The 24,823-nt window shown below is 72.2% G+C and carries 19 protein-coding genes; 13 read left to right on the forward strand and 6 right to left on the reverse strand.

Translation table 11 applies throughout. The annotated features are described in order from the left end of the window. Nucleotides 1-6 precede the first annotated feature (6 nt). Both ACN268_RS31175 and ACN268_RS31180 read left to right on the forward strand, forming a co-directional pair. Nucleotides 7-1,746, forward strand: a complete 1,740-nt coding sequence (locus ACN268_RS31175; protein WP_421486593.1) for an MFS transporter — start codon at nucleotides 7-9, stop codon at nucleotides 1,744-1,746. A gap of 276 nt (nucleotides 1,747-2,022) precedes the next feature. Then, complete coding sequence (locus ACN268_RS31180) at nucleotides 2,023-2,799, forward strand: thioesterase II family protein (protein WP_421486594.1); 777 nt, start codon at nucleotides 2,023-2,025, stop codon at nucleotides 2,797-2,799. 171 nt (nucleotides 2,800-2,970) lie between these two features. On the opposite strand, the gene ACN268_RS31185 is transcribed toward ACN268_RS31180, so the two are convergent. Next, the gene (locus ACN268_RS31185) at nucleotides 2,971-3,240 is read right to left on the reverse strand and encodes a DUF5988 family protein (RefSeq protein WP_421486595.1); all 270 of its coding nucleotides are present in this window, start codon (nucleotides 3,238-3,240) and stop codon (nucleotides 2,971-2,973) included. Between the two features lie 826 nt (nucleotides 3,241-4,066). Here ACN268_RS31185 and ACN268_RS31190 point away from each other — a divergent pair. The 3 genes from ACN268_RS31190 to ACN268_RS31200 all read left to right on the forward strand — a co-directional run bounded on the left by ACN268_RS31190 (nucleotide 4,067) and on the right by ACN268_RS31200 (nucleotide 10,405). Then, nucleotides 4,067-6,892 (forward strand): AAA family ATPase, encoded by a 2,826-nt coding sequence (locus tag ACN268_RS31190; protein ID WP_421486596.1) that lies wholly within the window; start codon nucleotides 4,067-4,069, stop codon nucleotides 6,890-6,892. A gap of 142 nt (nucleotides 6,893-7,034) precedes the next feature. Next, the gene (locus tag ACN268_RS31195) at nucleotides 7,035-7,841 is read left to right on the forward strand and encodes an ABC transporter ATP-binding protein (RefSeq protein ID WP_421486597.1); all 807 of its coding nucleotides are present in this window, start codon (nucleotides 7,035-7,037) and stop codon (nucleotides 7,839-7,841) included. Further along, complete coding sequence (locus tag ACN268_RS31200; protein ID WP_421486598.1) at nucleotides 7,841-10,405, forward strand: FtsX-like permease family protein; 2,565 nt, start codon at nucleotides 7,841-7,843, stop codon at nucleotides 10,403-10,405. Before ACN268_RS31195 ends, ACN268_RS31200 begins: the two co-directional genes overlap by 1 nt. A gap of 69 nt (nucleotides 10,406-10,474) precedes the next feature. On the opposite strand, the gene ACN268_RS31205 is transcribed toward ACN268_RS31200, so the two are convergent. Genes ACN268_RS31205 through ACN268_RS31215 form a run of 3 tightly spaced genes read right to left on the reverse strand, consistent with a single transcriptional unit; the run spans nucleotide 10,475 to nucleotide 13,943 of the window. Then, entirely contained in the window at nucleotides 10,475-11,137 is a 663-nt protein-coding gene (locus tag ACN268_RS31205; RefSeq protein WP_204928153.1) for a response regulator, read from the reverse strand. Next, entirely contained in the window at nucleotides 11,101-12,405 is a 1,305-nt protein-coding gene (locus tag ACN268_RS31210) for a sensor histidine kinase (RefSeq protein ID WP_421487045.1), read from the reverse strand. Before ACN268_RS31210 ends, ACN268_RS31205 begins: the two co-directional genes overlap by 37 nt. 17 nt (nucleotides 12,406-12,422) lie before the next feature. Beyond that, nucleotides 12,423-13,943, reverse strand: a complete 1,521-nt coding sequence (locus ACN268_RS31215) for a serine/threonine-protein kinase (protein WP_421486599.1) — start codon at nucleotides 13,941-13,943, stop codon at nucleotides 12,423-12,425. 359 nt (nucleotides 13,944-14,302) lie between these two features. Here ACN268_RS31215 and ACN268_RS31220 point away from each other — a divergent pair, with 359 nt between their 5' ends. The 4 genes from ACN268_RS31220 to ACN268_RS31235 all read left to right on the forward strand — a co-directional run bounded on the left by ACN268_RS31220 (nucleotide 14,303) and on the right by ACN268_RS31235 (nucleotide 18,798). Next, nucleotides 14,303-16,204: a 2-oxoacid:acceptor oxidoreductase subunit alpha gene (locus ACN268_RS31220; protein ID WP_421486600.1), complete on the forward strand. Its 1,902-nt coding sequence runs from the start codon at nucleotides 14,303-14,305 to the stop codon at nucleotides 16,202-16,204. Continuing rightward, on the forward strand, nucleotides 16,197-17,246 hold the full coding sequence (locus tag ACN268_RS31225; RefSeq protein ID WP_421486601.1) for a 2-oxoacid:ferredoxin oxidoreductase subunit beta: 1,050 nt from the start codon (nucleotides 16,197-16,199) through the stop codon (nucleotides 17,244-17,246). The genes ACN268_RS31220 and ACN268_RS31225 overlap by 8 nt, the downstream gene beginning before the upstream one ends. Continuing rightward, on the forward strand, nucleotides 17,243-17,881 hold the full coding sequence (locus ACN268_RS31230; protein WP_421486602.1) for a 4'-phosphopantetheinyl transferase family protein: 639 nt from the start codon (nucleotides 17,243-17,245) through the stop codon (nucleotides 17,879-17,881). The genes ACN268_RS31225 and ACN268_RS31230 overlap by 4 nt, the downstream gene beginning before the upstream one ends. Nucleotides 17,882-17,958: 77 nt before the next feature. Then, a complete protein-coding gene (locus ACN268_RS31235) occupies nucleotides 17,959-18,798 on the forward strand; it encodes a metallophosphoesterase family protein (protein WP_421486603.1) in 840 nt (279 codons plus the stop codon). 4 nt (nucleotides 18,799-18,802) lie between these two features. On the opposite strand, the gene ACN268_RS31240 is transcribed toward ACN268_RS31235, so the two are convergent. Continuing rightward, complete coding sequence (locus ACN268_RS31240; RefSeq protein ID WP_421487046.1) at nucleotides 18,803-20,200, reverse strand: acyl-CoA synthetase; 1,398 nt, start codon at nucleotides 20,198-20,200, stop codon at nucleotides 18,803-18,805. A gap of 263 nt (nucleotides 20,201-20,463) precedes the next feature. Between ACN268_RS31240 and ACN268_RS31245 the strand changes: the two genes are divergently transcribed. The 4 genes from ACN268_RS31245 to ACN268_RS31260 all read left to right on the forward strand — a co-directional run bounded on the left by ACN268_RS31245 (nucleotide 20,464) and on the right by ACN268_RS31260 (nucleotide 24,006). Then, nucleotides 20,464-20,835, forward strand: coding sequence for a VOC family protein (locus ACN268_RS31245; protein WP_421486604.1), 372 nt, complete (start codon nucleotides 20,464-20,466; stop codon nucleotides 20,833-20,835). A 103-nt stretch (nucleotides 20,836-20,938) separates the two neighbouring features. After that, entirely contained in the window at nucleotides 20,939-21,445 is a 507-nt protein-coding gene (locus ACN268_RS31250; RefSeq protein ID WP_421486605.1) for a mycothiol transferase, read from the forward strand. Nucleotides 21,446-21,577: 132 nt separating this feature from the next. Continuing rightward, on the forward strand, nucleotides 21,578-21,943 hold the full coding sequence (locus tag ACN268_RS31255; protein ID WP_421487047.1) for an SCP2 sterol-binding domain-containing protein: 366 nt from the start codon (nucleotides 21,578-21,580) through the stop codon (nucleotides 21,941-21,943). Further along, on the forward strand, nucleotides 21,940-24,006 hold the full coding sequence (locus ACN268_RS31260) for a glycogen debranching N-terminal domain-containing protein (protein WP_421486606.1): 2,067 nt from the start codon (nucleotides 21,940-21,942) through the stop codon (nucleotides 24,004-24,006). The genes ACN268_RS31255 and ACN268_RS31260 overlap by 4 nt, the downstream gene beginning before the upstream one ends. Here the strand turns inward: ACN268_RS31260 and ACN268_RS31265 are convergent. Then, nucleotides 23,968-24,690, reverse strand: a complete 723-nt coding sequence (locus tag ACN268_RS31265) for a Pr6Pr family membrane protein (protein ID WP_421486607.1) — start codon at nucleotides 24,688-24,690, stop codon at nucleotides 23,968-23,970. The genes ACN268_RS31260 and ACN268_RS31265 overlap by 39 nt on opposite strands. Nucleotides 24,691-24,823 lie beyond the last annotated feature (133 nt).

The raw sequence follows: 24,823 nt of genomic DNA on the forward strand, positions 1-24,823 counted from the left end.
TCGGCCATGGCTACAGCGCAGGCAAAGGCCGGCCGTCGCGAGTGGATCGGCCTCGCGGTACTCGTCATGGTGACACTGATCATCAGCATGGACATGACCGTGCTGTCGTACGCTCTGCCGTTCATCACGGCGGACCTTGAGCCGACCAGCAGTCAGCTCCTCTGGATCACGGACGTCTACGCCTTCGTGCTGGCCGGCCTGCTGATTCCGATGGGGACCCTGGGGGACCGGATCGGGCGCCGCCGGCTGCTGATGATCGGCGCGGCGGTGTTCGGTGCCGCATCCGTGGCCACGGCCCTCTCCACCAGTCCCGGCATGCTGATCGGGACCCGGGCGGTGATGGGTGCCGCAGGTGCGACGCTCATGCCGTCGACCATGTCGTTGATCCGCAACATGTTCCACGACGAGAACGAGCGCCGGGCCGCGATCGGCATGTGGGCGGCCGGCTTCTCCGCCGGTGGCGTCATCGGCCTGGTGGCCGGCGGGGCGCTGTTGCAGTACTTCTCCTGGGGCACCGTCTTCGAGATCAACGTGCCGATCATGCTGCTCCTGCTGATCCTGGCCCCGTTGCTGCTGCCCGAGTTCCGCAACCCCGCCGCCGGCCGGCTCGACCTGCTCAGCACGGTGCTGGCGTTCGTCGCCGTGCTGCCGATGATCTGGGGCATCAAGCAGTTCGCCGAGGACGGCATGACCTGGCCGCCGGTGGCCGGTGTGCTCGCCGGGTTGCTCTTCCTGACCGTGTTCGTCCTGCGTCAGCGGCGGCTCGCCGATCCGGTGATCGACGTCCGGCTGTTCCGCGCCCCCGCGTTCAGCGCGGCCGTGGTGATGAACGTGCTCGCCAACTTCGCGCTGGTCGGGTTCATGTTCTTCATCAGCCAGTACCTCCAGTTGGTGCTCGGGCTGCGGCCGTTCACCGCCGGCCTGTGGTCGTTGCCGGCCGCCGGTGCGGCGGGCATCGGCGCGGCGGTGCTCGCGCCGATGCTGGCGCAGCGCTTCCGGCGGGCCTACGTCGCCGCCGGGGGCCTGCTGGTGGGTGCCGCCGGCTGCCTGGTGCTCGCCCAGGTCGGCGACGACTCGGGGCTGGCCATGGTGGTGGTGGGCCAGGCACTGATGACGGGTGGCATCGCGATGGTGCTGACGCTCAGCGCCGAGTTGATCGTCTCCACCGCGCCGCCGGAGCGGGCCGGCGCGGCGGCCGGGCTCTCCGAGACCGGCAGCCAGTTCGGCGCGGCGCTCGGTGTGGCGATCCTCGGCAGCATCGGCACGTACGTCTACCGGCGGCAACTCGCCGGTGGGGCACCCGACGGCGTCCCGGCCGACTCCTGGGCGACCGCCCGGGAGACCCTGGGTGGCGCGGTCGAGGAGAGCCGTACGCTTTCCGCCACCGCGGCGGACACGCTGGTCACGCTGGCCCGGGCCGCCTTCGCCGACGAGCTGCGGGTCGCCGCGCTCGCCGCGGCCGGCATCCTGGTGGTGACGGCGGTCCTGGCCGCCGTGCTGCTGCGTAACGTCGGGGCCTCGGTGCCCGGCCAGGATCCGTCAGGCGGCCCCGCCGGTGCCGACGACACCCCGCCGGTCGACCCGGACGCCGCCGCCGACCCGGACGGGGCGGGCACGGGCGGCGACCCGGCGACCCACGCGGCACAGGCCGCGACGGGCGGACACCTCGACACCGGTTCGCCGGTGGTCCGGATCGGACCCGAGTCGACCGCCCCACCGGCCCGGCCGGCACATCCGGTGGCCTGACCGTACGGTCCCGACGGTGGCGTTCCCGCGGTGGGCGGGGACGCCACCGTCGTCCGTGGCGGTGCCGGGCTAGGGGGGAGCAGCGCTGCTTAGGGGTTGTTCCGGCGTTTCGAGCGTTCCTACGCTCGCATCGACTGCGGGCACCGGAGCCACCCGAGGGCACCGGCGCGACACCGCGTCCGGCGGGCCGGCCGGAGCGTCGGCACGGGGGTGGCCCGCTGGAGAACGTCCTGCTGTGGGGCGCACCCGCAGCGCCGATCCGGTAGGGGACCAGTGATGACGGCAACGCTCGAGAACGACCTCTGGGTGCGGCGGTTCCATCCGTCGCCGACCAGCGCGATCCGGCTGGTGGCGCTGCCACACGCCGGTGGCTCGGCCAGCTACCTGTTCCCGGTCTCCCGGGCCCTCTCGCCCACGGTCGAGGTGCTGGCGATCCAGTACCCGGGTCGGCAGGACCGCCGGCACGAGCCGGTGCTGGATTCCGTCGCCGCCCTGGCCGACGGGGTGTTCGAGGCGCTGCGGCCGTGGCTGGACCGGCCGGTGGCGCTCTTCGGGCACAGCATGGGCGCCGTGCTCGCCTACGAGGTGGGGCTGCGGTTGCAGAAGCGGACGGGTCAGCCGCCGGTGCGCCTGTTCGCCTCCGGTCGCCGGGCGCCGTCGAGGGTCCGCGACGAGCGTTACGTGCACACCCGCGACGACGCCGGAGTGCTGCGGGAGCTGGCCCGGCTCAGCGGCTCGGACCCGAGGGTGCTGGGTGACCCGGAGCTGCTGCCGATGATCCTGCCCGCGGTGCGTGGCGACTACAAGGCGGTGGAGACCTACCGGACCGACCCGGACCAGCGCCTGGACGCCCCGATCACCGTGCTGACCGGGGACGCGGACCCGATGACCACCGTGGACGAGGCGCACGACTGGGCCCGGCACACCACCGCGGAGTGCGACGTCCGGGTCTATCCGGGTGGGCACTTCTACCTCAACGACCACGCCGCCGACGTGATCAAGCTGATCGGGGCGGAACTGCACCGCGCGGTCCCCGGCGGTCCGGCGGCCTGACCGGACCCGCGCCCCGGCCGGGGTGTCGGTCCTCCCGGGGCAGGACACCCCTGCCGCGGGGACCGGTGGCTAGCCACCCGCCGCAGGCGTCGGGCGGGTCGCCGGTCGTACCGGGTACGGACACCACGACGGGCGGGGCGCCGGCCACCGGCGCCCCGCCCGTCGTACCCGTCATTCGGCGATCTTCGTCCGCATGGTCCAGTGGAAGACCACCACCCGCGAGGCGTCGTCGTTGAGGCCGTCGTGGTCGCTGGAACGCTCGAAGTGCTCGTAGCCGCCCAGGTAGGGCACCTTGATCCGGCCGGTGCCGGCCGGCGCGCTGTGGGCCCGCTCGATGGCGGTCAGCCCGGCCGGGCCACCTTCGAGCACGACGTCGAAGTGGTCGTCGCCGCGAACGCCGCTGAACCGCCGCGCGCTGCTCACCCGTGTGAGATCGTCCACGCTTTCCTCCTCGGCTGGGGACGGCGACGCTGCAAACCGTGTTTCGCGTCACTGTCCTCGGATGCTTCCAGCGTGGCGGCAGCGCCGGCCGGCGCATACCCGGAAGCGACCCCTAACTCCCGGCCGGCGACCAGATTTCAACGGCCGGCCAACCTGCGGTTACTTTGTGGCCCGGTGAGTCGCATTTGTGCGTCCCTCGGCTTGTCGCATGGGTGACAGCATTGACGGTGGCTTATGAATTGCTTCTGTAATAGGGTCGTCTTCTCCCCGAAACTCAATTTTTGCTCAAGAGTAGATTGCCCGATTCGCTGCTTCTCGTCCGGTGGGTGGTGGTGTGCCGACGTCGGGGGTAACCGTGCGGGCCGGGGGAGTTGGCCCGAAAAATTCCGGTAGGAGACCTCTGTCGGAGTCATTTCCCAGGTCAGAGCCCTGTGTCGGAGGATGAATCTGCGGCCATCCCTGCAGGTGGGAGGGGTCGCGATGGCTCTTCGATCATGTAATTGCTACCGAGTGGTAATTTCTCGACCGGGGACAACAAACCGACAAAACGCCATCCCCGCTCGTAATATCGGTGACGAAGTATCACCACCCCACTACCGTCTTGTACGGGTGTCTATGTATGCTGTGCTCGCCGTCGGGACGCGGTGAAAGCCATCAATCAATTGGCAGTCATCATTGCAAGGCCCGGTTTGCCGGCCGACGTGGGCCGGGGACCGGGTGGGTCCCGGTGGCCGCGTGGCATCGAGCCGAACGGTTTCGTCGGGGGGCCTGGCCCGGAGTCGGCAGCGCCCGTTCGATGCCTCATCGCTGACCTGGGGGGAGACGGGTGGATTTTGTGGAGAGAAGCCGCGAGCTTGACATCTTGCGGGGCCTTTACTCCGACAGTGCCACGGGCAGGGGGCGGGTCGCACTGATCAGCGGCCCCGGCGCCACGGGCAAGACCGAGCTGTTGCGGGCCTTCGCCGACCACGTCGGCGCGGCGGGCGGGCTGGTGCTGCGCGCCGCCTGCTCCCGGGCCGAACGCCTGCTGCCCGCGGCCGTGATGGGGCAGCTGTTCCACAGCGTGCCGCTGCCGAACGAGGTGATGCGGCGCATCGGCGCGTACGTCGACATCGAGGGCGTCGCCACGGAGGGCGACGCCGACATCAGGGCCGTGCACGCGATGTGCGTCGAACTGCTCGACATCGCCCGCAACCGGCCGCTCGTGCTGCTCGTCGACGACGTCGAGTTCGCCGACGAGCAGACCCTGCGCACCCTGCTCTACCTCCAGCGCCGGCTCACCGCCGCGCAGATCCTGGTGGTGCTCACCGAGTCGCCGCAGCCGCAGCCGTTCCACCCGGAGTTCCGGGCCGAGATCAGCCGGCAGGCGAGCTTCTGCAACATCCAGCTGTCACCGCTGTCCGAGGCGGGCGTCGCCGAACTGCTGCGCGGCTGGACCGACGACGCGACGGCCACGGCGCTCGCTCCGGCGTACCACGAGGTCAGCGGTGGCAACCCGTTGCTGCTGCACGCGCTCGGCCAGGACCGGCGGGTCGCCGGGACGACGGAGCCCACCGAGGTGGCCGTCGGCGACCAGTTCCGCCAGGCCGTCCTGTCCTGCCTGCGCCGCTGGGATCCGACCATCCTGGAGACCGCCCACGGGTTGGCCCTGCTCGGTGACTTCGCCACCCCGGCCCTGCTGGCGCGGCTGCTGGACACCAAGCCGGCCCGGGTCCAGTGGGTGCTCAACGCGCTGACCATGTCCGGTCTGCTGCACGGCGGCCGGTTCCGGCATCCGGCGGCGCGGGCGGCCGTCCTGCACGACCTGGCCCCGGACGCGCTGTCCGACATGCACGCCCGGGCGGCGGAACTGCTGCACGCCGAGGGTGCCCCGGCACCGGCGATCGGTGGGCACCTGCTCGCCGCGGGTGGCCTGGCCGAACCGTGGGCGATCACGGTGCTCCAGGACTCGGCCACCCACGCGCTGGCCGAGGACCGCGTCGACGACGCGGTGGAGTCGCTCAAGCTGGCGCACGAGATGTGCGACGACGAGCCGCGCCGGGCGGCGCTGACCGCGATGCTGGCCGCCTGCCAGTGGCGGGTCAACCCGGCGGCGGTGAGCCAGCACCTCCAGTCGCAGCGTGAGGCGCTGCGGGCCGGTCACCTCTCCGAACGGCACGCCGCCGCGCTGCTGCGCTACCAACTCTGGCACGGCCACCGGGCGGACGCCCAGGAGACCCTGCGGCACCTGCGTGACACCCGGCAGCAGCTCGACGCCACCACCGCCGCCGAGCTGGAGGGGTGCGCGGAGTGGCTGCGGCTGCACTTCCCCGTCGCCTTCGCCGAACTCGACGCCACCGACGTCGCGCCGGCCGTCGCCCCGGCCCGCTCCGACGGCTCCCTCGGCTCGGCCACCCCGTCGCTGACCGCCGTGCTCACCGACGGGGTGACCGACGAGGTGATCGCCCGCGCCGAGCAGGTGCTCGGCAGCCACCTGCTGGTCGACGTCGGGCTGGAGTCGGCGCTGTGCGCCCTCCAGACGCTGGTCTACGCCGACCGGATGGACCGTGCCGTGCACTGGTGCGACGTGCTCGGCACCGAGGCCGGCGCCCGGGGTGCCACCACCTGGCACGCCATCCTGTCCGACGTCCGTTCGCACATCGCGCTGCGCCAGGGCGACCTGCCGCTCAGCGAGCGGTTCGCCCGGGAGGCGCTGGACGCGATGTCCCCGCACAACTGGGGCGTGGCGATCGGGTCACCGCTGTCCAACATGCTGCTCGCCAAGATCGGCATGGACAAGCTCGACGAGGCCGAGGCACAGCTCAAGCACGTCATCCCGGACGCGATGCGCGACACCTGGTTCTGGCCGATGTACCTGCGGGCCCGGGGCCACCTGCACCTGGCCGGCGGGCGGGTGCACGCGGCACTGGCCGACTTCGAGACCTGCGGGCAGCTGGCCACCCAGTGGGGCATGGACCTGCCGACCCTGCTGCCCTGGCGCGGCGACCTGGCCCAGGTCTACCTGCGTTCCGGCCGGCCCGACCGGGCCCGGGGCATGGTGACCGAGCAGCTCTCCCGGCCCGGTGCCGACAACGCCCGTACCCGGGGCATCTCGCTACGGCTGCTCGGTTCCGCGCTGGACGTGAAGCAGCGGGTCAACACCCTGCGGCAGGCGGCCAACCTGCTCCAGGAGTCCGGCGACCGCTACCAGCTATTCCTGGCCCTGGCCGCGCTCAGCAGCGCGCACTACGGGCGGGGCGAGTTCAACACCTCGCGGGTGGTGGCCCGCAGCGCGATGCAGCTCGCCAAGGACATCCAGGCGCAGGCGCTGTGCCGCCGGCTGCTTCCCGGGGGCGACGCGGCCGGTGCCGACGACCCGGACACCCCGCCGGAGCACGAGGAGATGTCCCGGCTCAGTGACGCCGAGCAGCGGGTGGCGACCCTCGCCGCGCTCGGCCACACCAACCGGGAGATCGGCAAGAAGCTCTACATCACGGTGAGCACGGTCGAGCAGCACCTGACCCGGGTCTACCGGAAGCTGAACGTCCGGCGGCGCACCGAGCTGTCGCTGGGCCTGCCGATGGACGCCGCCGGGGCCGGGCTGCTCGCCGTGGCGCCGGGCGGCGCCGAGCGCTCCTGGCCGCAGTGGGAGTCGGCGGTCCAGGCGAGCTGAACTCGTCAGAGGTGGCGATTCCGGGGTGGGCCTAGGCCCACCCCTTCGGGTCATTAGCTCCATTGAGCGCAAACGGCCCGATCCATACCGTGAAACATGTACCCACCGCCGTTCGGCGACGTTCTTTTGCGGGGAGCTTGAGGTGGACAGAAACAAGGACCGGCGGACGCCGGCCAGTGGTGCCGACGCGGTGCGGCTCGACGACGTGCGCAAGACGTACGGACGCGGCGACAACCGCGTCGACGCGCTGCGGGGTGTGACAATGAGCTTCCCCCGGGGCAGCTTCACGGCGGTGATGGGGCCGTCCGGCTCCGGCAAGAGCACCTTCCTGCACTGCGCGGCGGGGCTCGACGTGCCCTCGTCCGGCTCGGTTGTGCTGGACGGCAAGGAACTCAGCGGCATGAACGAGAACCAGCTGACCCGGCTGCGCCGGGAGCGGGTGGGCTTCATCTTCCAGGCGTTCAACCTGATGCCGGCGCTCAACGTCGAGCAGAACGTGGGCCTGCCGTTCCGGCTGGCCGGCCGCCGGCCCGACCGGCACTCCGTGGTGGAGGTGCTGGGCCGGGTGGGCCTGGCCGAGCGGCGCAAGCACCTGCCGAGCGAGCTGTCCGGTGGTCAGCAGCAGCGGGTCGCGATCGCGCGGGCGCTGATCATGCGGCCGGCGGTCATCTTCGCCGACGAGCCGACGGGCGCGCTGGACACCCAGACCACCATCGAGGTGCTGCAACTGCTCCGCGAGACGGTCTCCAGCGGCGGCCAGACGATCATCATGGTGACCCACGACCCGGTCGCCGCCGCCGCCGCGCACCGGGTGCTGTTCCTCGCCGACGGGCAGTTCATCGGCGAGCTGGAGGCACCGACCGCCGACGTGGTGGCCGAGCGGATGACCCACCTGACCGCATGGCAGCAGAACCGCGCGCCGCAGGCCACCGGCAGGGGTGGCTTCTGATGACGTACCTCGCGTGGCGCACCCTGCGCTACCGCAAGCTCGCCTTCATCGCGACGTTCATCGCGGTCTTCTTCGGCGTGGCGCTGATCGTCGCCTGTGGCGGGCTGATGGAGACCGGCATCCGGATGGCCGTCCCGCCGCAGCGGCTGGCGGCGGCCGACGTGGTGGTGAGCGGCAAGCAGACCTACGGTGTGCCCAAGAAGGACCCGCAGGACACCAAGAACATCAAGTCGGTGCCGCTGGCCGAGCGGTACTGGATCGACCCGGGACTGGTCGGCAAGATCCAGGGCGTGCCCGGGGTCGAACGGGCGGTGGCCGAGGCGTCGTTCGCCGCCACCGTCGTCCGCAACGGCGCACCCGTGATCGTCGGGACGCAGTCGCTGGGCCACCGCTGGGAGTCGGCGCAGCTCGGGCCGTACCGGCTCGACGGGCAGCCGCCGGCCCAGGCCGGTCAGGTGGTGCTGGACCGGGCCGTGGCCAAGCTGGCCCGGATCAAGGTCGGCGACCGGGTCGACGTCGTGGTCGGCGGGGTCCAGTCGTCCTTCCAGGTGACCGGCATCGCCGCGCCGCCCGGTGAGCTGAGCCAGTCGGCGCTGTTCTTCTCCGACGACGACGAGCGGCGGCTCAACCCGCACACCGGCACGGCGGACGCGATCGGTGTGCTGGCCAAGCCCGGCACCGACCTCGACGCGCTGCGCGACCGGATCGAGCGGACCCTCGCCGACCGCAAGCTCGTCGTGCTCACCGGCGACGACCGGGGCGCGGCGGAGTTCCCCGAGGCGGTCGGCGGCCAGGCGCAGCTCATCCCGCTCTCCGGGGTGTTCGCCGGCATGACGGTGTTCGTGGCGATCTTCGTGGTCGCCAGCACCCTGGGCCTGTCGGTGCAGCAGCGGCAGAAGGAGATCGCGCTGCTGCGCTCGATCGGCGCGACGCCCCGGCAGATCCGCGCGATGGTGCGCCGCGAGGCGCTCGTCGTCGCGGTCGGCGCGGCGATCCTCGGCTGCGCGCCCGGGGTGTTCCTCGGGCCGCTGCTCTACGACATCGTCTCCGACGCCGGGGTCATCTCGCCGGTGGTGCAGTTCCACCAGGGTTTCATCCCCTACCTGGCCGCGCCCGCGATCGGCATCTTCGCCGCCATGGTGGCCGCCTACGTCGCCGGCCGTCGCCCCTCCAAGACCAAGCCCACCGCCGGCATCGCCGAGGCGGCCCTGCAGCGCAAGTGGGTGAGCTGGCCCCGGGTGGTGTTCTCCATCCTGTTCTTCGCCGCCGGGTTCGCGCTGATCCTGGTGACGGCGATCGTGATGCAGGGCGCGGTGGCGTCCGCGACCGCCGGGCCGGCGGTGATGTGCTGGGCGATCTCGATCGCGTTGATCAGCCCGGGGCTGACCCGGCTGCTGGCCGGCGTGCTCAGCCTGCCGGTGCGGGCGTTCTTCGGCCTCGCCGGCTACCTCGGCACGGTCAACGTCCGCACCCGCGCCGTCCGGGTGGCCTCCGCGGTCACGCCGATCATGCTGGCCGTGGCGCTGGCGGTGGCCAACTTCTACCTCCAGACCACCCAGAACGAGGCCGCCGAGCGCTACTACTCGGACAACCTCCGGGCCGACCTGGTGCTCAGCTCCACCACCGGCGGCTTCCCCGCCGACACGGTGGAGGCGATCCGGTCCGCGCCGGGCGTCGAGGAGGCGTCGGCGTACGTGACCAGCGCCGGCTGGATCAACAAGCCGTACGACGGGTCGCACGTCGAGTCGCCCTGGCCGTTGCAGGGGGTCAGCGGGGCCAGCGCCGCCGGCATCACCGGGGTGCGTACCAGCGACGGCAATCTGGGGGACCTGCGGGGCGACACGGTGGCGCTGCCCGAGGTGGCCGGCAAGAACCTCAACGTCGGCGTCGGTGACCAGATCACCCTGCGGCTCGGTGACCGCTCGGCGGTGGACCTGCGGGTGGTGGCGCTCTACCCGGCGAAGAAGGGGTTCGAGACGATCCTGCTCCCCGCCGACCTGCTCGCCGCGCACAGCACGACCGGCCTGTCCCGGCAGATCCTGGTCACCGCCGAGCCCGGCACCAGTCGGGACGCGCTGACGGCCAGCCTGCGGGAGAAGGTCGCCAACCAGCCGGGCACCATGATCGAGGGCCGGGATGCGATCACCACGTTCGCCGAACGGACCAAGACCCAGGCCTGGGTCAACTACCTGCTCGTCGCCCTGGTCGCCGGCTACACGATGATCTCGGTGGCGAACACCCTGATCGTGGCGACCGCCGGCCGACGCCGGGAGTTGGGCATGCAGCGGCTCATCGGCGCCACCCGCAAGCAGGCCCTCCAGATGCTCAGTGTGGAGGCGGGCATGGTCGCGGTCATCGGGGTGGTGCTCGGCACCATCGCCTCCATCGCCACGCTGATGCCGTTCAGCATCGTGGTGCTGGGCCGACCGGTGCCCTCCGGCCCGATCTGGATCTACCTGGCCGTGGTGGCGGGCGCGACCGTGCTCGCCTTCGCCGCCACCGTGCTGCCGGGCCGCCGGGTGATGCTCTCCCGGCCGGCGGAGGCCGCCGTCGCCGTCGAGTGACGGCAACCCGCACACACGACGGTGCCCCCGGTCGACCGACCGGGGGCACCGTCGTGTGTGGCGTCGGGGTCAGCCGACGTCGGCCCGGGTGCCGTTCAGGTACGCCAGCACGGCCAGCACCCGCCGGTTGCTGTCGTCAGCCGGGGTGAGGTCGAGCTTGGTGAAGATGCTGGTGGTGTACTTGGCGACGGCACCCTGGCTGACGATGAGACGCTGGGCGATGGCCGTATTTGAACATCCCTCGGCCATCAGCTTCAGCACCTCCCGCTCGCGCGGGGTGAGGGTCGACAGCGGCTCCCGACGGGACCGGCCGGCCAGCAGTTGGGAGATCACCTGCGGGTCCATCGCGGTGCCCCCGTCGGCGACCCGGCGGATCGCGTCGACGAACTGGTCGCTGTTGAGCACCCGGTCCTTCAGCAGGTAGCCGATCCCCCCGCTGGCGTCGGCGAGCAGTTCCTTGGCGTACAGCTGCTCGACGTGCTGGGAGAGCACCAGGATCGGCAGGCCGGGGCAGCGGCGACGCGCCTCCAGTGCAGCCTGCAGGCCCTCGTCGGTGAACGTGGGCGGCAGTCGCACGTCGACCACCGCGACCTCCGGGCGGAGGGTCACCAGGGCGTCGAGCAGAGCCGGTCCGTTGTCGACCGCCGCGACGATCTCGAAGTCGTAGGACTCCAGGAGCTGGACCATTCCCTGCCTCAGAAGGAAGAGGTCCTCGGCGAGTACAACGCGCACGGCAGCTCCAGGATCGCGACGGTCGGCCCACCTTCGGGACTGCTGAGGTCGAGCGTCCCGTCGAACGTAGCACAGCGCCGCTCGATGCCCCGGAGTCCGGTGCCGAGGCTGGCGTCGGCCCCGCCATGACCGTTGTCGATCACGACGGCCCGCAGCGAACCGTCCTCGTGCCGCAGGTCGATGCTGGCCCGGTCGGCGTTGGAGTGCTTGACCACGTTGTTCAACAGCTCGGACAGGGCGAAGTAGACGGCGGACTCCGCCGGGGCGGCCAGCCGGCCGGGGACGTCGGCGGTGACGTCGACCTCGATCGGGCTCTCCAACGCGATCGCCCGGATGGCGTCCTCCAGCCCCCGCTCGGCCAGCACCGGCGGATGGATGCCCCGGATCAGGCAGCGCAGCTCCTCCAGTGCGCTGGCGGTCGCGTTGCGGGCGTCCACCAGCAGGGTCTCCGCGACGTCCGGATTGGTGCGTAGCTGCCGGGTGGCCGCGCCGAGCTTCATGCCGATCGCCACCAGCCGGGCCTGCGCGCCGTCGTGCAGGTCCCGTTCGATCCGGCGCAGCTCGGTGGCCTGGATGTTGATCACGTCCGAGCGGGTCTCGGAGAGGTGCCGCATCCGCGAGGCGATCTCCGCCCGTTCGCTCGGACCCAGCAGCGTCCGGGCGAAGTAGGCGTGCCCGGCCACCACCCCGGGGGCGGCGGCCACCCAGATCGCGAACACCACCAGGCTGACCAGCGCGCCGAGCACCGCGTGCGGCCAGGTGTCCATCGGGGTGAAGCCGTACCAGAAGTCCACTCCGGACTCCCGCATCAGCATCCAGAACCCGGCGGAGAGCACCAGCCCCTCCACCGAGTAGACCAGCAGGGTCACCGGCAGCAGGCCGAGCACGAAACCGACCAGCACGTTGAGCAGGAGGAACAGCAGGTCCCGCCAGGTCGCCGGGTCGGTGAGGATGGACCGGCAGCGCTGCACCCAGCCGACCACGCCCCGCTCGGTGGGCGGCGCGGGAAGGTAGGGCGTGGCGATCGGCACCCCGGCCCGGCCGGCGAGGTCCCGGCACAGCCCGGTGACCCGGCGGACCAGCGGGGTGACCAGGGGCAGCAGCAGCACCCCGACGCCGAGCGAGATGAACGCCGTGGCGAGCACGGTGGCGACGAGCAGGGCCAGGCTGAGCGCGGCGCTGGCGACGAGCAGCACACCGCGCCCGGTGGCGTGCAGCGCCCGCGACAGGGCCCGCCCGATGAGTTCCGCGGCGTTGGCGACGTCCATGTCCTCCGGCTCCCCGGTCACGGCAGATCGATGGTGGTGCCCGCACTCAGTGGCGTGTCGTGGACGACCAGTTGGCGCAGCTCGGCACCGACCGGCGTGTCGTAGACCAGTGAGCCGCTGACCGTCGCGCCGGGCTCGATCTTCTTCGTCAACCGTTGCGTGTCCGGATAGTAGAGCAGGGAACGGGTGTCGGGGGTGTACCCGCGCCCATCGGCGTCGACCAACCGTTGGCTCAGCGGCCAGACGATGGTGCCCTTGGACCCCTTGTTGACCACGTCGACGTCGACCATGCAGAACACGCCGTCCGCCTTCTGGGTCAACGGCCAGAACCCGATCTCGCGCGACCCGCAGTGCACCCCCGTCACGGTGAACTCCAACGACCCGTCCTGCCCGGTCGCGGTGGCGGGGGTGGGGCTCGGGGTGGGTGACGGGCTCGGGGTGGGGCTCGGCGTGACGACGCCGGACGGCGCGGACGGGCCCGGCCCGGCGGACGGCGCGCCGCGCTGGTCGGCCTGACGCAGCGCGACCACGCCCAGCACGACGAGGGCCACCACCGCCACCACCCCGGTCAGCACCGCCGGCCAGGACGGCGGCGGGCGACGTGGCGGCGGCGTCGGGGCGACCAGGGTGGCCGGCTGGCCGGTCGCCGGGTACCACCGGGTGCCGTCGAGCTGCTCGGTGGTGGCCGCCACCGGTTCCACCGCCGACCGGATGCTGGCCGTGTCGGCACTGCCGACGAGGATCAGCATCGCCTCCCGCGCGGTGGGGCGCTGGCCGGGCTCGGTGCGCAGCGCCCGCGCGACCACCGCCGCCAGGCCCGCGGGCAGCCCGCTCAGGTCGGGCGGGCCCCCCGGGTGCACCCGGGGGTCCACCGGTAGCCGGCCGGTGGCGGCCCAGCCGACGAGGATGCCCCAGGCGTAGACGTCGGCGGGCTGGGCCGGCGGGAAACCGGCGAGACGTTCCGGGGCCAACCAGCCCGGGGTGCCGTACGAGGGGCCGGTGGTCGGGTCGAGCGCCTCGATCAGGCTCGCCAACCCGAAGTCGATGACCTTCGGGCCGAACGGGGACAGCAGGACGTTGCGGGGGGTCAGGTCGCCGTGGGCCAGCCCGGCGGCGTGGATCGCGGTGAGCCCGGCGGCCACGCCGACGGCGAGCGCCTCGGCCTGCGGGCCGGAGAGCGAGCCGTGCCGGGTCACGTGCTCGTGCAGGGACGAGCCTGTCACGTACTCGGTGACGAGGTAGGGGACCGGCCCCTGCGGGTCGGCGTCGAGCATCCGGGCGGTGCAGAAGTCGGCCACCCGGCCGGCGGCGGCGACCTCGCGGGCGAACCGTCGCCGGAACTCCGGCCGGGAGCGCAGCTCGTCGTGGACGACCTTGACCGCCACCCGGCCCCCGCCCGGGGCCTCGGCCAGGAACACCACCCCCATGCCACCCGAGCCGAGCAGGCGACGCAGCCGGTAGGGCCCGACGTGCTCCGGATCGCCCGGCCGCAGCGGTGACCCCGGCTCGGCCACTGCGCCGCTGGTCAGCTCGCCCATGTAGACAAGTGTCCCATGTCGGGTCGAGGCACGCGCCCCCTGCGCCGTCCCCGGTGGACGCCCCGGACAGCCCGTCGTCCGGCCGCTCGCAGCCGGGTGGGGGTAGGGGATCGCTAAGGGTTGGCACGGCCGGGGCCGGAACCTAGCGTGTGGTCGCACGCGCTCGCCGGCGCTTGATGCGGTCGGCGACCCCGCAGGATGACGCCGGGGTCGCCGACCCCGGCGGTACGGACCTGCGCCGCCGTACCGCGCCGGCCGATGGCTGCGCTGGTACCGCCGGGGCCGGGTGTCGGCCCGCCGTTCGCCGGCAACGCACCGTCGTGGTGCGGGTCGCGCAGCAGAGAGGGACGTGATCGCCCATGACCTCCACCACCCGGTACGACGATGCGCCGGCGGCGGACGGCGGGACGCCCGGCAGGACCGAGGTGCGTCAGTTGGACCGGGTGGTGATCCGGTTTGCTGGTGACTCGGGTGACGGGATGCAGTTGACGGGGGACAGGTTCACCTCGGAGACGGCGCAGTTGGGTAATGACATTTCGACGTTGCCGAATTTCCCGGCGGAGATTCGGGCGCCTGCGGGAACGTTGCCGGGGGTGTCGAGTTTCCAGGTGCATTTCGCGGATTATGACATTCTGACGCCGGGGGACGCGCCGAATGTGTTGGTCGCGATGAATCCGGCGGCGTTGAAGGCGAATCTGGGTGATCTGCGTCGGGGTGCGGACATCATCGTGAACACTGATGAGTTCACGCGCCGGAACCTGGTGAAGGTCGGCTATGCCGTCAGCCCGTTGGAGGACGGCACGCTGGACGGGTTCGTGGTGCATCCGGTGGCGTTGACGTCGATGACGGTCGGGGCGTTGGCGGAGTTGTCGGTGTCGAAGAAGGACGCCGAGCGGGCGAAGAACATGTTCGCGTTGGGGTTGTTGTCGTGGATGTACTCGCGTCCGTACGAGTCGACGTTGCGGTTCCTGGAACGGAAGTTCGTCAAGCGGCCGGATCTGGTCGCGGCGAACATCGCGGCGTTCAAGGCGGGCTGGAACTACGGCGAGACCACCGATTCGTTCTCGGTGCGGTACGAGGTGAAACCGGCGAAGATGGTGCCGGGTACCTACCGCAACATCACCGGTAACGCCGCTCTGTCGTTGGGGTTGGTCGCGGCGGGGGTGCGGTCGGGTCTGCCGGTGTTCCTCGGCGCGTATCCGATCACCCCGGCGTCGGACATCCTGCACGAGTTGTCGAAACACAAGCGGCTCGGTGTGGTCACGATGCAGGCCGAGGACGAGATCGCCGCGGTCGGCGCGGCGTTGGGCGCCTCCTACGGCGGTGCGTTGGGGGTGACCACGACCAGCGGTCCGGGTGTGGCGTTGAAGTCCGAGACGATCTCCCTGGCCGTCGCCCTGGAGTTGCCGTTGGTGATCGTGGACGTGCAGCGTGCCGGTCCGTCGACGGGTCTGCCCACGAAGACCGAACAGGCCGACCTGAACATGGCGTTGCACGGCCGTCACGGTGAGGCCCCGGTCGCGGTGATCGCGGCGAAGTCACCGTCGGACTGTTTCCACGCCGCGCTCGAAGCCGCCCGGATCGCCCTGACCTACCGCACCCCGGTGATCCTGTTGTCGGACAACTACGTCGCCAACGGCTCCGAACCGTGGCTGCTACCCGACGTCGACGCCCTGCCCGACCTGCGCGTGGACTTCGCCACCGCCCCCAACGGCGACGACGGCGTCACGTTCCTGCCCTACCTGCGTGACCCGGGCACCCTGGCCCGTCCCTGGGCCGTGCCGGGCACCCCCGGCCTGGAACACCGCATCGGTGGCCTGGAGAAAGCCGACAAGACCGGCGACATCTCCTACGACCCGGCCAACCACGACTACATGGTCCGCACCCGCGCCGCCCGCATCCAGGCCATCGACGTGCCCGACCTCGACGTCGACGACCCCGACGGCACCGCCCGGACCCTCGTGCTCGGCTGGGGCTCCACCTACGGCCCGATCGGCGCCGCCTGCCGCACCCTGCGCCACCGCGGCCAACCCATCGCCCAGGCCCACCTACGCCACCTCAACCCCCTGCCCGGCAACCTCGGCGACGTCCTTTCCGCCTACGACCGGGTCGTCATCCCCGAGATGAACCTCGGCCAACTCGCCCAGGTCATCCGCGCCCGATACCTGATCGACGCGATCACCTACAACCAGGTCCGCGGCCTACCCTTCACCGCCGCCGAACTGGAGACGATGCTGGAAGAGGTCTGCAAAAATGCCTGAACCCGTCGCCCTGAAACTCACCGGGAAAGACTTCAAATCCGACCAGGAAGTCCGCTGGTGCCCCGGCTGCGGCGACTACGCCATCCTCGCCGCCGTCCAACAGTTCATGCCCGAGTTGAACATCCCCCGCGCCAACACCGTGTTCATCTCCGGCATCGGCTGCTCATCCCGCTTCCCCTACTACATGAACACCTACGGGATGCACTCCATCCACGGCCGCGCCCCCGCCATCGCCACCGGACTGTCCGTCACCCGCCCCGACCTGTCCGTCTGGGTCGTCACCGGCGACGGCGACGCCCTGTCCATCGGCGGTAACCACCTCATCCACGCCCTACGCCGCAACGTCAACCTCAAGATCCTGCTGTTCAACAACCGCATCTACGGCCTCACCAAAGGCCAGTACTCCCCCACCAGCGAAACCGGCAAAATCACCAAATCCACCCCCGCCGGATCCGCCGACGCCCCCTTCAACCCCCTGTCCCTCGCCCTCGGCGCCGAAGCCACCTTCGTCGCCCGCACCATCGACTCCGACCGCAAACACCTCCAAACCGTCCTACGCGCCGCCGCCGAACACCACGGCACCGCCTTCGTCGAGATCTACCAAAACTGCAACATCTTCAACGACGGCGCCTTCGACCAACTCAAACAACCCGACACCCGCGACGACTACCTGATCCGCCTCGAACACGGCCAACCCATCACCTTCGGCCGCGACCAGCAACACTGCGTCGTACACCCACCCCACGGCTTCGGCCTCGACATCCGCGACACCGCCACCACCCCACCCGAAGACATCGTCATCCACGACACCACCATCACCGACCCCGCCTACGCCTTCGCCCTGTCCCGCCTCCCCCAACCCGACCTCCGCAACACCCCCATCGGCATCCTCCGCCAAACCCAACGCCCCACCTACGACACCACCGTCCAACACCAGATCACCACCGCCCGAAACACCACCACCGACACCCCCGAACAACAACTCACCACCCTCCTACACACAGGCGACACCTGGACCATCCGGCCACTGGCTGACGCATGATCGACCGGATCACGCCACCGGGTGTCGTCGCCGTCGAGGCGTTCGACGACACCGACACCGAACCCCTGCACCCCGAGGAGGCCGCGCTGGTGGCCCGCGCCGTCGACAAGCGGTTGCGGGAGTTCACCACCGCCCGTACCTGCGCCCGCCGGGCCCTGCGCGCCCTCGGCGTACCGCCCGCCCCGGTGCTCACCGGCGACCGGGGGGCACCCGTCTGGCCGTCCGGTGTGGTCGGCAGCCTCACCCACTGCGCCGGCTACCGGGCCGCCGTGGTCGCCCGCGCGGCGGACGTCCGCTCCATCGGCATCGACGCCGAACCCGACGAGGCACTGCCCGACGGTGTGCTCGACGCGATCGCCCTGCCCGAGGAACGCGCCATGGTGGGCCGGCTGACCACCGACGCCCCCGGACCGCACTGGGACCGGCTGCTGTTCAGCGCCAAGGAGTCCCTCTACAAGGCATGGTTCCCGATCACCGGGGTCTTCCTCGGCTTCGACGAGGCCCGGATCGTCCTGCACCCGGCCGGACGTACCTTCACCGGCCACGTCCTCGTCCCCGGCCGCGTTCGGGACTTCGACGGTCGCTACCTGCACGACGCCGGGCTGACCCTGACCGTCGTCGCCGTACCGCACTGAACCCGAGCCGGACCGCACCAGCCGACCCGGAGCCGCGCCCCGCCGTGCGCACCGGACGAACGAGGGGACCACACCCGATGAACGCCGGCATCTACGCCGTCAGCGACCTGCACGTGGCGTACCCGGAGAACCGGAAGATCGTGGAGAGCCTGTGGCCCCGCGCGGCCGGCGACTGGCTGATCGTCGCCGGGGACGTCGCCGAACTCTTCGCCGACGTCACCTGGGCGCTGGCGCTGCTCGCCGAGCGGTTCGCCAAGGTGATCTGGGCGCCCGGCAACCACGAGCTGTGGACCCACTCGCAGGACCCGGTCCGGCTGCGCGGCGAGGCCCGCTACCAGGCCCTCGTGCGGCAGTGCCGCGACCTGGGGGTGGCCACCCCCGAGGACGACTACCCGGTCTGGACCGGGCCCGGCGGCCCGCTGCTGGTCGCGCCGCTGTTCGTCGGCTACGACTACTCGTTCCGCGAGCCCGGCGTCACCAGCAAGGAACAGGCGCTGGCCCGCGCCCACGCCGCCGGGGTGGTCTGCGCCGACGAGGTCTTCCTGCACCCCGACCCGCACCCGAGCCGGGACGCCTGGTGCCGGGCCCGGGTGGCACTGACCGAGAGCCGGCTCGCCGGCAGCGACCCGGCGGTGCCGAAGATCCTGGTCAACCACTACCCGCTGGTCCGGATGCCCACCGACATCCTGCGCTACCCCGAGTTCGCCCAGTGGTGCGGCACCGAACTCACCGCCGACTGGCACCGCCGCTTCCACGCCACCGCGGTGATCTACGGGCACCTGCACATCCCCCGGGTGACCTGGCACGACGGGGTGCGGTTCGAGGAGGTCTCCGTCGGCTACCCCCGGGAGTGGCGTACCCGCCCCCGCCCCGACTCGTGGCTGCGGCGGGTGCAGTCGACGCCCGTGCAGGTCTGACGGCTCACCCCTCGACGAGGCGCTTCTTCTGCACCTTGCCCAGCGCGTTGCGGGGCAGGGCGTCGACCAGCCGGACCTCCCGGGGCCGCTTGTGCACCGACAGGTGCCGGGCGACGAAGTCCACCAGCTCCGGCCCGGTCACCCCGTCGCCGACCACGTACGCGGTGACCTGCTGCCCCAGGTCCGGGTGCGGCAGGCCCACCACGGCCGCCTCGCGCACCGCCGGGTGGGCCAGCAGCGCCTCCTCCACCTCACCGGCCCCGATCCGGTACCCGCCGCTCTTGATCAGGTCGGTGCTCGCCCGGCCGACGATGCGGTGCCAACCGTCCGGACCGACCGTGGCGACGTCCCCGGTGCGGAACCAGCCGTCGGCGGTACGGCTCGCCGCGTCGGCGTCCGGCCGGTTCAGGTAGCCGTCGAACAGGGTCGGGCCGGTGACCAGCAGTTCGCCCATCGCCGTACCGTCGGTGGGCAGGTCCCGGCCCTGCTCGTCGACGATCCGGGTGCGTACCCCGGGCAGCGGCACCCCGACCGCGCCCGGACGGCGCGGGCCGTCGGCGCGGGCGCTCACCGTGATCAGGGTCTCCGTCATGCCGTACCGCTCGACGACCCGGTGCCCGGTCAACCCGGTGAGGTCGTCGAAGACCGTCGTGGGCAGCGCCGCGCTGCCCGACACCAGCAGCCGCGCGTCGCGCAGGGCCCGTGCGGAGGCCGGCGCGGCGGCGATCCGCGACCAGATCGTCGGTACGCCGAAGTAGAGCGTCCCGCCGGCCGCCGCGTACCGCTCGGGCTGCGGCCGGCCGACGTGGTGCAGCCGGCCGCCGACCCGCAACGGGCCGAGGACCCCGAGCACCAGACCGTGCACGTGGAACAGCGGCAGGCCGTGCACCAGCAGGTCGTCAGGCGTCCACGCCCACGCCTCGGCCAACCCGTCCAGGCAGGTGGCGATCGCCCCCCGGGACAGCAGCGCCCCCTTGGGCGCGCCGGTGGTGCCGCTGGTGTAGAGGATCAGGGCGGTCCGCTCCGCTCCGGGCTCCGGATGGGTGGTCGCCGACACCCGTCGCAGGTCGACCGGGACGACCGGCAACGCGTCCGCCGCCGGGGAGTCCTGCGGGGCCGTGCCCGCCGGGGCGAGCAGGGCCCCGACCGCCGAGTCGCGCAGGATGTGCTCCCGCTCCCGGGGCCCGGCGTCCGGCGGCACGGGCACCACCGCCGTACCCGCCAGCAACGCGCCCACCACGCCCACCACGGTCTCGATCGTCGGGGTGGTCACGACCGCGACCCGGTCCAGGCCGCGCAGGTCGTCGGCGACGGCGGTGGCCAGGCCGAGCAGCCGGGACCGGGACAGGCACACCTCACCCACCCGGAGCAGATCCGGACGGTCGTCCACCGACGATGACATCGCGGCCAGCAGCGACACGGTCCACGCCCCTCCGGTCGATCGCACGGGGGCACGGTGCGGCCCCGTGCCGCCGACGCTAGTGCGGCGACCGGCCCGTCACCACCCCCCACCACGCTCCGCCACCGGGGTCCCGGCGCGGCGGCCACGACCTGCCGTCGGGACGGTTCAGGGGTCGGGTAAGGGTGCCGGTGCCGCGGCCGGGCCGCCTACCGTCACATGCGACGGTTCCGTCACCGGTCGACCGGGAAGGTGGCACCGACGTCATGACATCCGAGCACCCACCAGCCGCGCCGCACCTCACGGTCACCGACGCGTCCGACGCCATCGCGTTCTACACCCGGGTCTTCGGTGCGGTCCCATGTTGCCAGGAGTGCCTCCCCGACGGGCGGGTGCTCGCCGCCGACCTCGTCGTCGACGGTCACCGGTTCACGGTCAGCGAGTGGACCGACCCGCCCGGGGTCGCCGGCGGGTTGCCGGTGCTCACCGTCACCGCCGCCGACGCCGACGCGGTGCTGCGCCGCGCCCGCGCGGCCGGCGCGCAGGTCAGCGCCGCCAACGGCACGCCGCGCGAGGTGCTGCTGCACGACCGGCACGGCGGCAGCTGGGCCATCACCCGCCCCGAACCGGCGCGCTGACCCCGGGGTACGCCCGCGGGGGTCACCGGATCGTCCGGCGCGGCGGTTTGCCGGGCCCCGGCTGCGGTATCCCGACCGGGTACGCCGCTACGAGGAGGCCCCGGTGAACGTCGACGCCCTGCTGACCGGAATCTACGACCACCTGTCCGACCTGGTGGACGCGGCGGTGGACGGGCTCAGCCCCGAACAGCTGTGCCGGCGGCCCGGTCCGGGTGCCAACCCGGTCGGCTGGCTGGTCTGGCACCTCACCCGGATCCAGGACCAGCAGGTCGCCGAGCTGCTCGGGGTCGACCAGGTGTGGGTCGCCGGTGACCGGGCGGCCCGGTTCGGGCTGCCCGCCGACCCGGCCGACACCGGCTACGGCCACACCCCGGAGCAGGTCGCCACGGTCCGGCCGGACAGCGCGCAGGTGCTCGTCGACTACCACCGGGCGGTGGCGGAGCGGACCCGGACGTTCCTGGCCGGGTTGCGTCCGGTGGACCTGGACCGGGTTGTCGACGAGAGTTGGGACCCGCCGGTGACCCTCGGGGTCCGGCTGGTCAGCATCGCCGCCGACGATCTCCAGCACGTCGGCCAGGCCGCCTACCTGCGGGGCCTGCTGCGGTCCTGACCGTCCGCGACCGGTCCCACCCCATCCCGTCCCCGATCTCGTCCGGTCCGGGTGAGCCGGCCTCACCCCCTCGACCGGCACGCTGACCAGGCACGTGACACGCCGTGGGGGAGGGCAGCCGTGGGGACGTCGATGGCGGATTTCCTGCAGCGGTGGGACGGGGGTCGGCGGCCCGACCTCCCGGAGACGACCAGCGGCACGCTGCGCCTGGACGCCGCCGGGGACGGGCACACCGCGCACTGGCGGCTGACCATCCGCGACCAACGCGTCGAGGTCACCCGCTCCGCCGACGAGGCCGACCTGGTCGTCCGCGCCGACCGGGAGGTCTTCGACCGGTTGGCGTCGGGCCGGACCCACCTCGCCACCGCGCTGCTGCGCAACGACCTGTCGGTACGGGGCAACATGCGGCTGCTGATGATGCTGCGGCGGATCTTCCCCGGCCCGCCCGACGCCCGGCACCCCCGGCAGGTCGCCCGGGAACGGGACGGCCACCGGTGAGGGAGGAACGGGTCCACGTCGTCGCCGGCAACGCCTTCGCCGTCAGCGACGCGCACGGCGACATGGAGGTGGACCCGAGGACGCCGGTGGGACTGTTCTCCTTCGACACCCGGTTCCTGTGCCGCTGGGTGCTCACCATCGACGGGCAGCGGCTGCACGCCCTGTCCCGCGACGACATGACCTACTTCGAGACCCGGTTCTTCCTGGTCCCCGGCACGGCCAGCCACTACGTCGACGCGGACGTGTCGGTGATCCGGCACCGGTCCATCGACGACAGCTTCACCGAGCAGCTCACCGTGCTCAACCACTCCGCCGAGCCCGCCGATTTCGTGGTGCGGATGGAGGTCGGCGCGGACTTCGCCGACACCTCGGAGATCCGCAGCCCGACGCCCCGGCGGGTCACCACGGTCGCCTCCCCGTCCGACGCGGTGCTGCGGCTGCGCTACGAACGGGAGCGGTTCGCCCGGGAGGCGACGGTCTCCAGCACCGCCCCGGCCGACGTCGACGAGGGGGGCTTCACCTACCGGATCACCGTGCCGGCGCACGGGACGTGGGTCACCGACCTGCACGTCGGCATGTCCATCCGGGGTGAGGGCGGGCACGACCTGCGGGAGAGCCTGGAGTCGCACCGGATGCGGGTGCGCCACGACATGCGGCACGACCTGGTCGACTGGCTCGACCGGGCACCGCAGCTGATCAGCGAGCGGGAACGGCTGCCGGCGACGTACGAGCAGGCGCTGACGGACCTGGCCGCGCTGCGCTACGTCCCGCTGGCGTACCCGGGACGGGTGCCGGTGGGGGGTCTGCCCTGGGCGATGGCGCTCTACGGCCGGGACGCCCTGGTCACCTGCCTGATGACCCTGCCGTTCACCCCCGAGCTGGCCCCGAACACGCTGCGCATGCTCGCCCTGCTCCAGGGTGGTCGGCTCGACGACCAGCACGAGGAGGAACCCGGCAAGATCCTCGGCGAACTGCGGTACGGCGAGTCGGCCGCCTTCGACGAGCAGCCGACCGGGCTGTACTACGGCGCGGCCGACACCACCCCGCTGTTCGTGATCCTGCTCGACGAGTACGAGCGCTGGTCCGGCGACGCCGCGCTGGTCCGGCAGCTGCGCCACCCGGCCCGGATGGCGCTGGACTGGATCGACGGCTACGGCGACCTGACCGGCGACGGCTACCTGCGCTACCAGCGGCGCAACACCCGCAACGGGCTGGTGAACCAGGGCTGGCGCAACTCGCCGGACGCGATCGTGGACGCCGACGGCCGGGCCCCCGCCGGGCCCAGGGCCACCTGCGAACTCCAGGGCTACGCCTACGACGCGAAGCGGCGCGGAGCCCGCCTGGCCCGGGAGTTCTGGGGCGAGCCCGAGTACGCCGACCTGCTGGAGCGGCAGGCCGACGCGCTGAAGGAACGGTTCAACCGGGACTTCTGGTTGCCCCGCCAGGAGCACTACGCGTCGGCCCTGGAGCCGGACGGCACCCCGGTGGTGGCGTTGACGTCCCAGCTTGGGCACCTGCTGTGGAGCGGGATCGTCGCCGAGGACCGGTCCGCCGCCCTCGCCGCCCATCTGGTGGGGCCGCAGCTCTTCTCCGGCTTCGGGGTCCGCACGTTCGCCGACGGGCAGTTGGCGTACAACCCGGTGGGCGCGCACCTGGGTGCGGTGTGGCCGTCGGACAACGCCCTCGTCGCGGCCGGGCTGCGGCGGTACCACCACGACGAGGAGGCCGCCCGGGTCGCCGACGGCATCTTCGCGATGGCGGACCTGGTCGGGGGATCGGTGCCGGAGGTGATCGCCGGGTATCCCCGCGCGGTCACCGGCTACCCGGTGCAGCTGCCGATGGCCGGCCGACCGCAGTCGTGGTCCGCCGGGGCCCTGCTGATGCTGCTGGGCACCCTGCTCGGGCTGCGGCCCTGCGGGGACAACCTGCTGGTGAACCCGGCCCTGCCCGACGGTTTCGGCCGGATCGAGCTGCTGGACGTGCCCGGCCGGTGGGGCCGGGCCGACGCGTACGGCCGGGACCGGTCAGCCGTCCGCCCGGGGCGTCGTCCCCGGCTGCGCTGACCGCCCGGCCGGGGGTGCCGGTCGCGCCGGGGCGTCCGGGTCGGCGGGTGGGTGGGTGACCCACCGGGACAGGGTCCGGTCGACGCCGACGAAGAGCAGGCCGAGCAGCCAGAAGGCGACGGCGAAGAAGACCGCGCTGACCGCGACGCCGTCGTAGCCGAGCTGTCCGGCGTCGATGAACGGGTACGGGTAGCGGTGCACGATCAGCCCGCGTACCAGGGCGAACCCCAGGTACGCCAGCGGGAACGCCAGCCACCAGAGGGCGTACCGGGGGCGTAGCCGGCCGCGCGGGTCGAACAGCGTCCAGTCGGCGACGGCGAGCAGCGGCACGACGGTGTGCAGGAGCTGGTTGCCCAGCGCCTCGCCCAGCGCCCGGTCGGGTTGGGTCATCGCGAACGGGCTGGCCGGGTTCGCCAGCACCAGGTGGTAGACCACGCCGGTGATGGTGACGTAGAGGGTCACCGCGCCCTTGAGCGCCGACGGCGGTTCGGGTCGACGTCGTGCGGCCTGCCAGGCGGCGTAGCCGGCGAAGAGCCCGACCGCCAGGTTGCTCTGGATGGTGAAGTACGGCAGCAGCCCGGTGACGGTGGCCGGGCCGAGGGCGGTGAGCACGATCCCGGCCAGCACACCGATCACGATCGCCAGCCGGAAGGCCACCGCCAGGCGTCGACGCCGCAGAGTCATCGGCGCAAGCTACCAGCCCCGTTGTCGCCGCCCCGGCCGTGGTCGGGCCACCGTCCGCAGGTCACGCGCCAGCGGTCGGCGGCCGACGGCCCTTCGGCCCTTCGGTCGTCGGTCGTGGGGCGTCGGTCGTGGG

It is taken from the genome of Micromonospora sp. WMMD735, assembly GCF_049178995.1.
In the GTDB taxonomy this organism is placed as follows: Bacteria; Actinomycetota; Actinomycetes; order Mycobacteriales; family Micromonosporaceae; genus Micromonospora; species Micromonospora wenchangensis.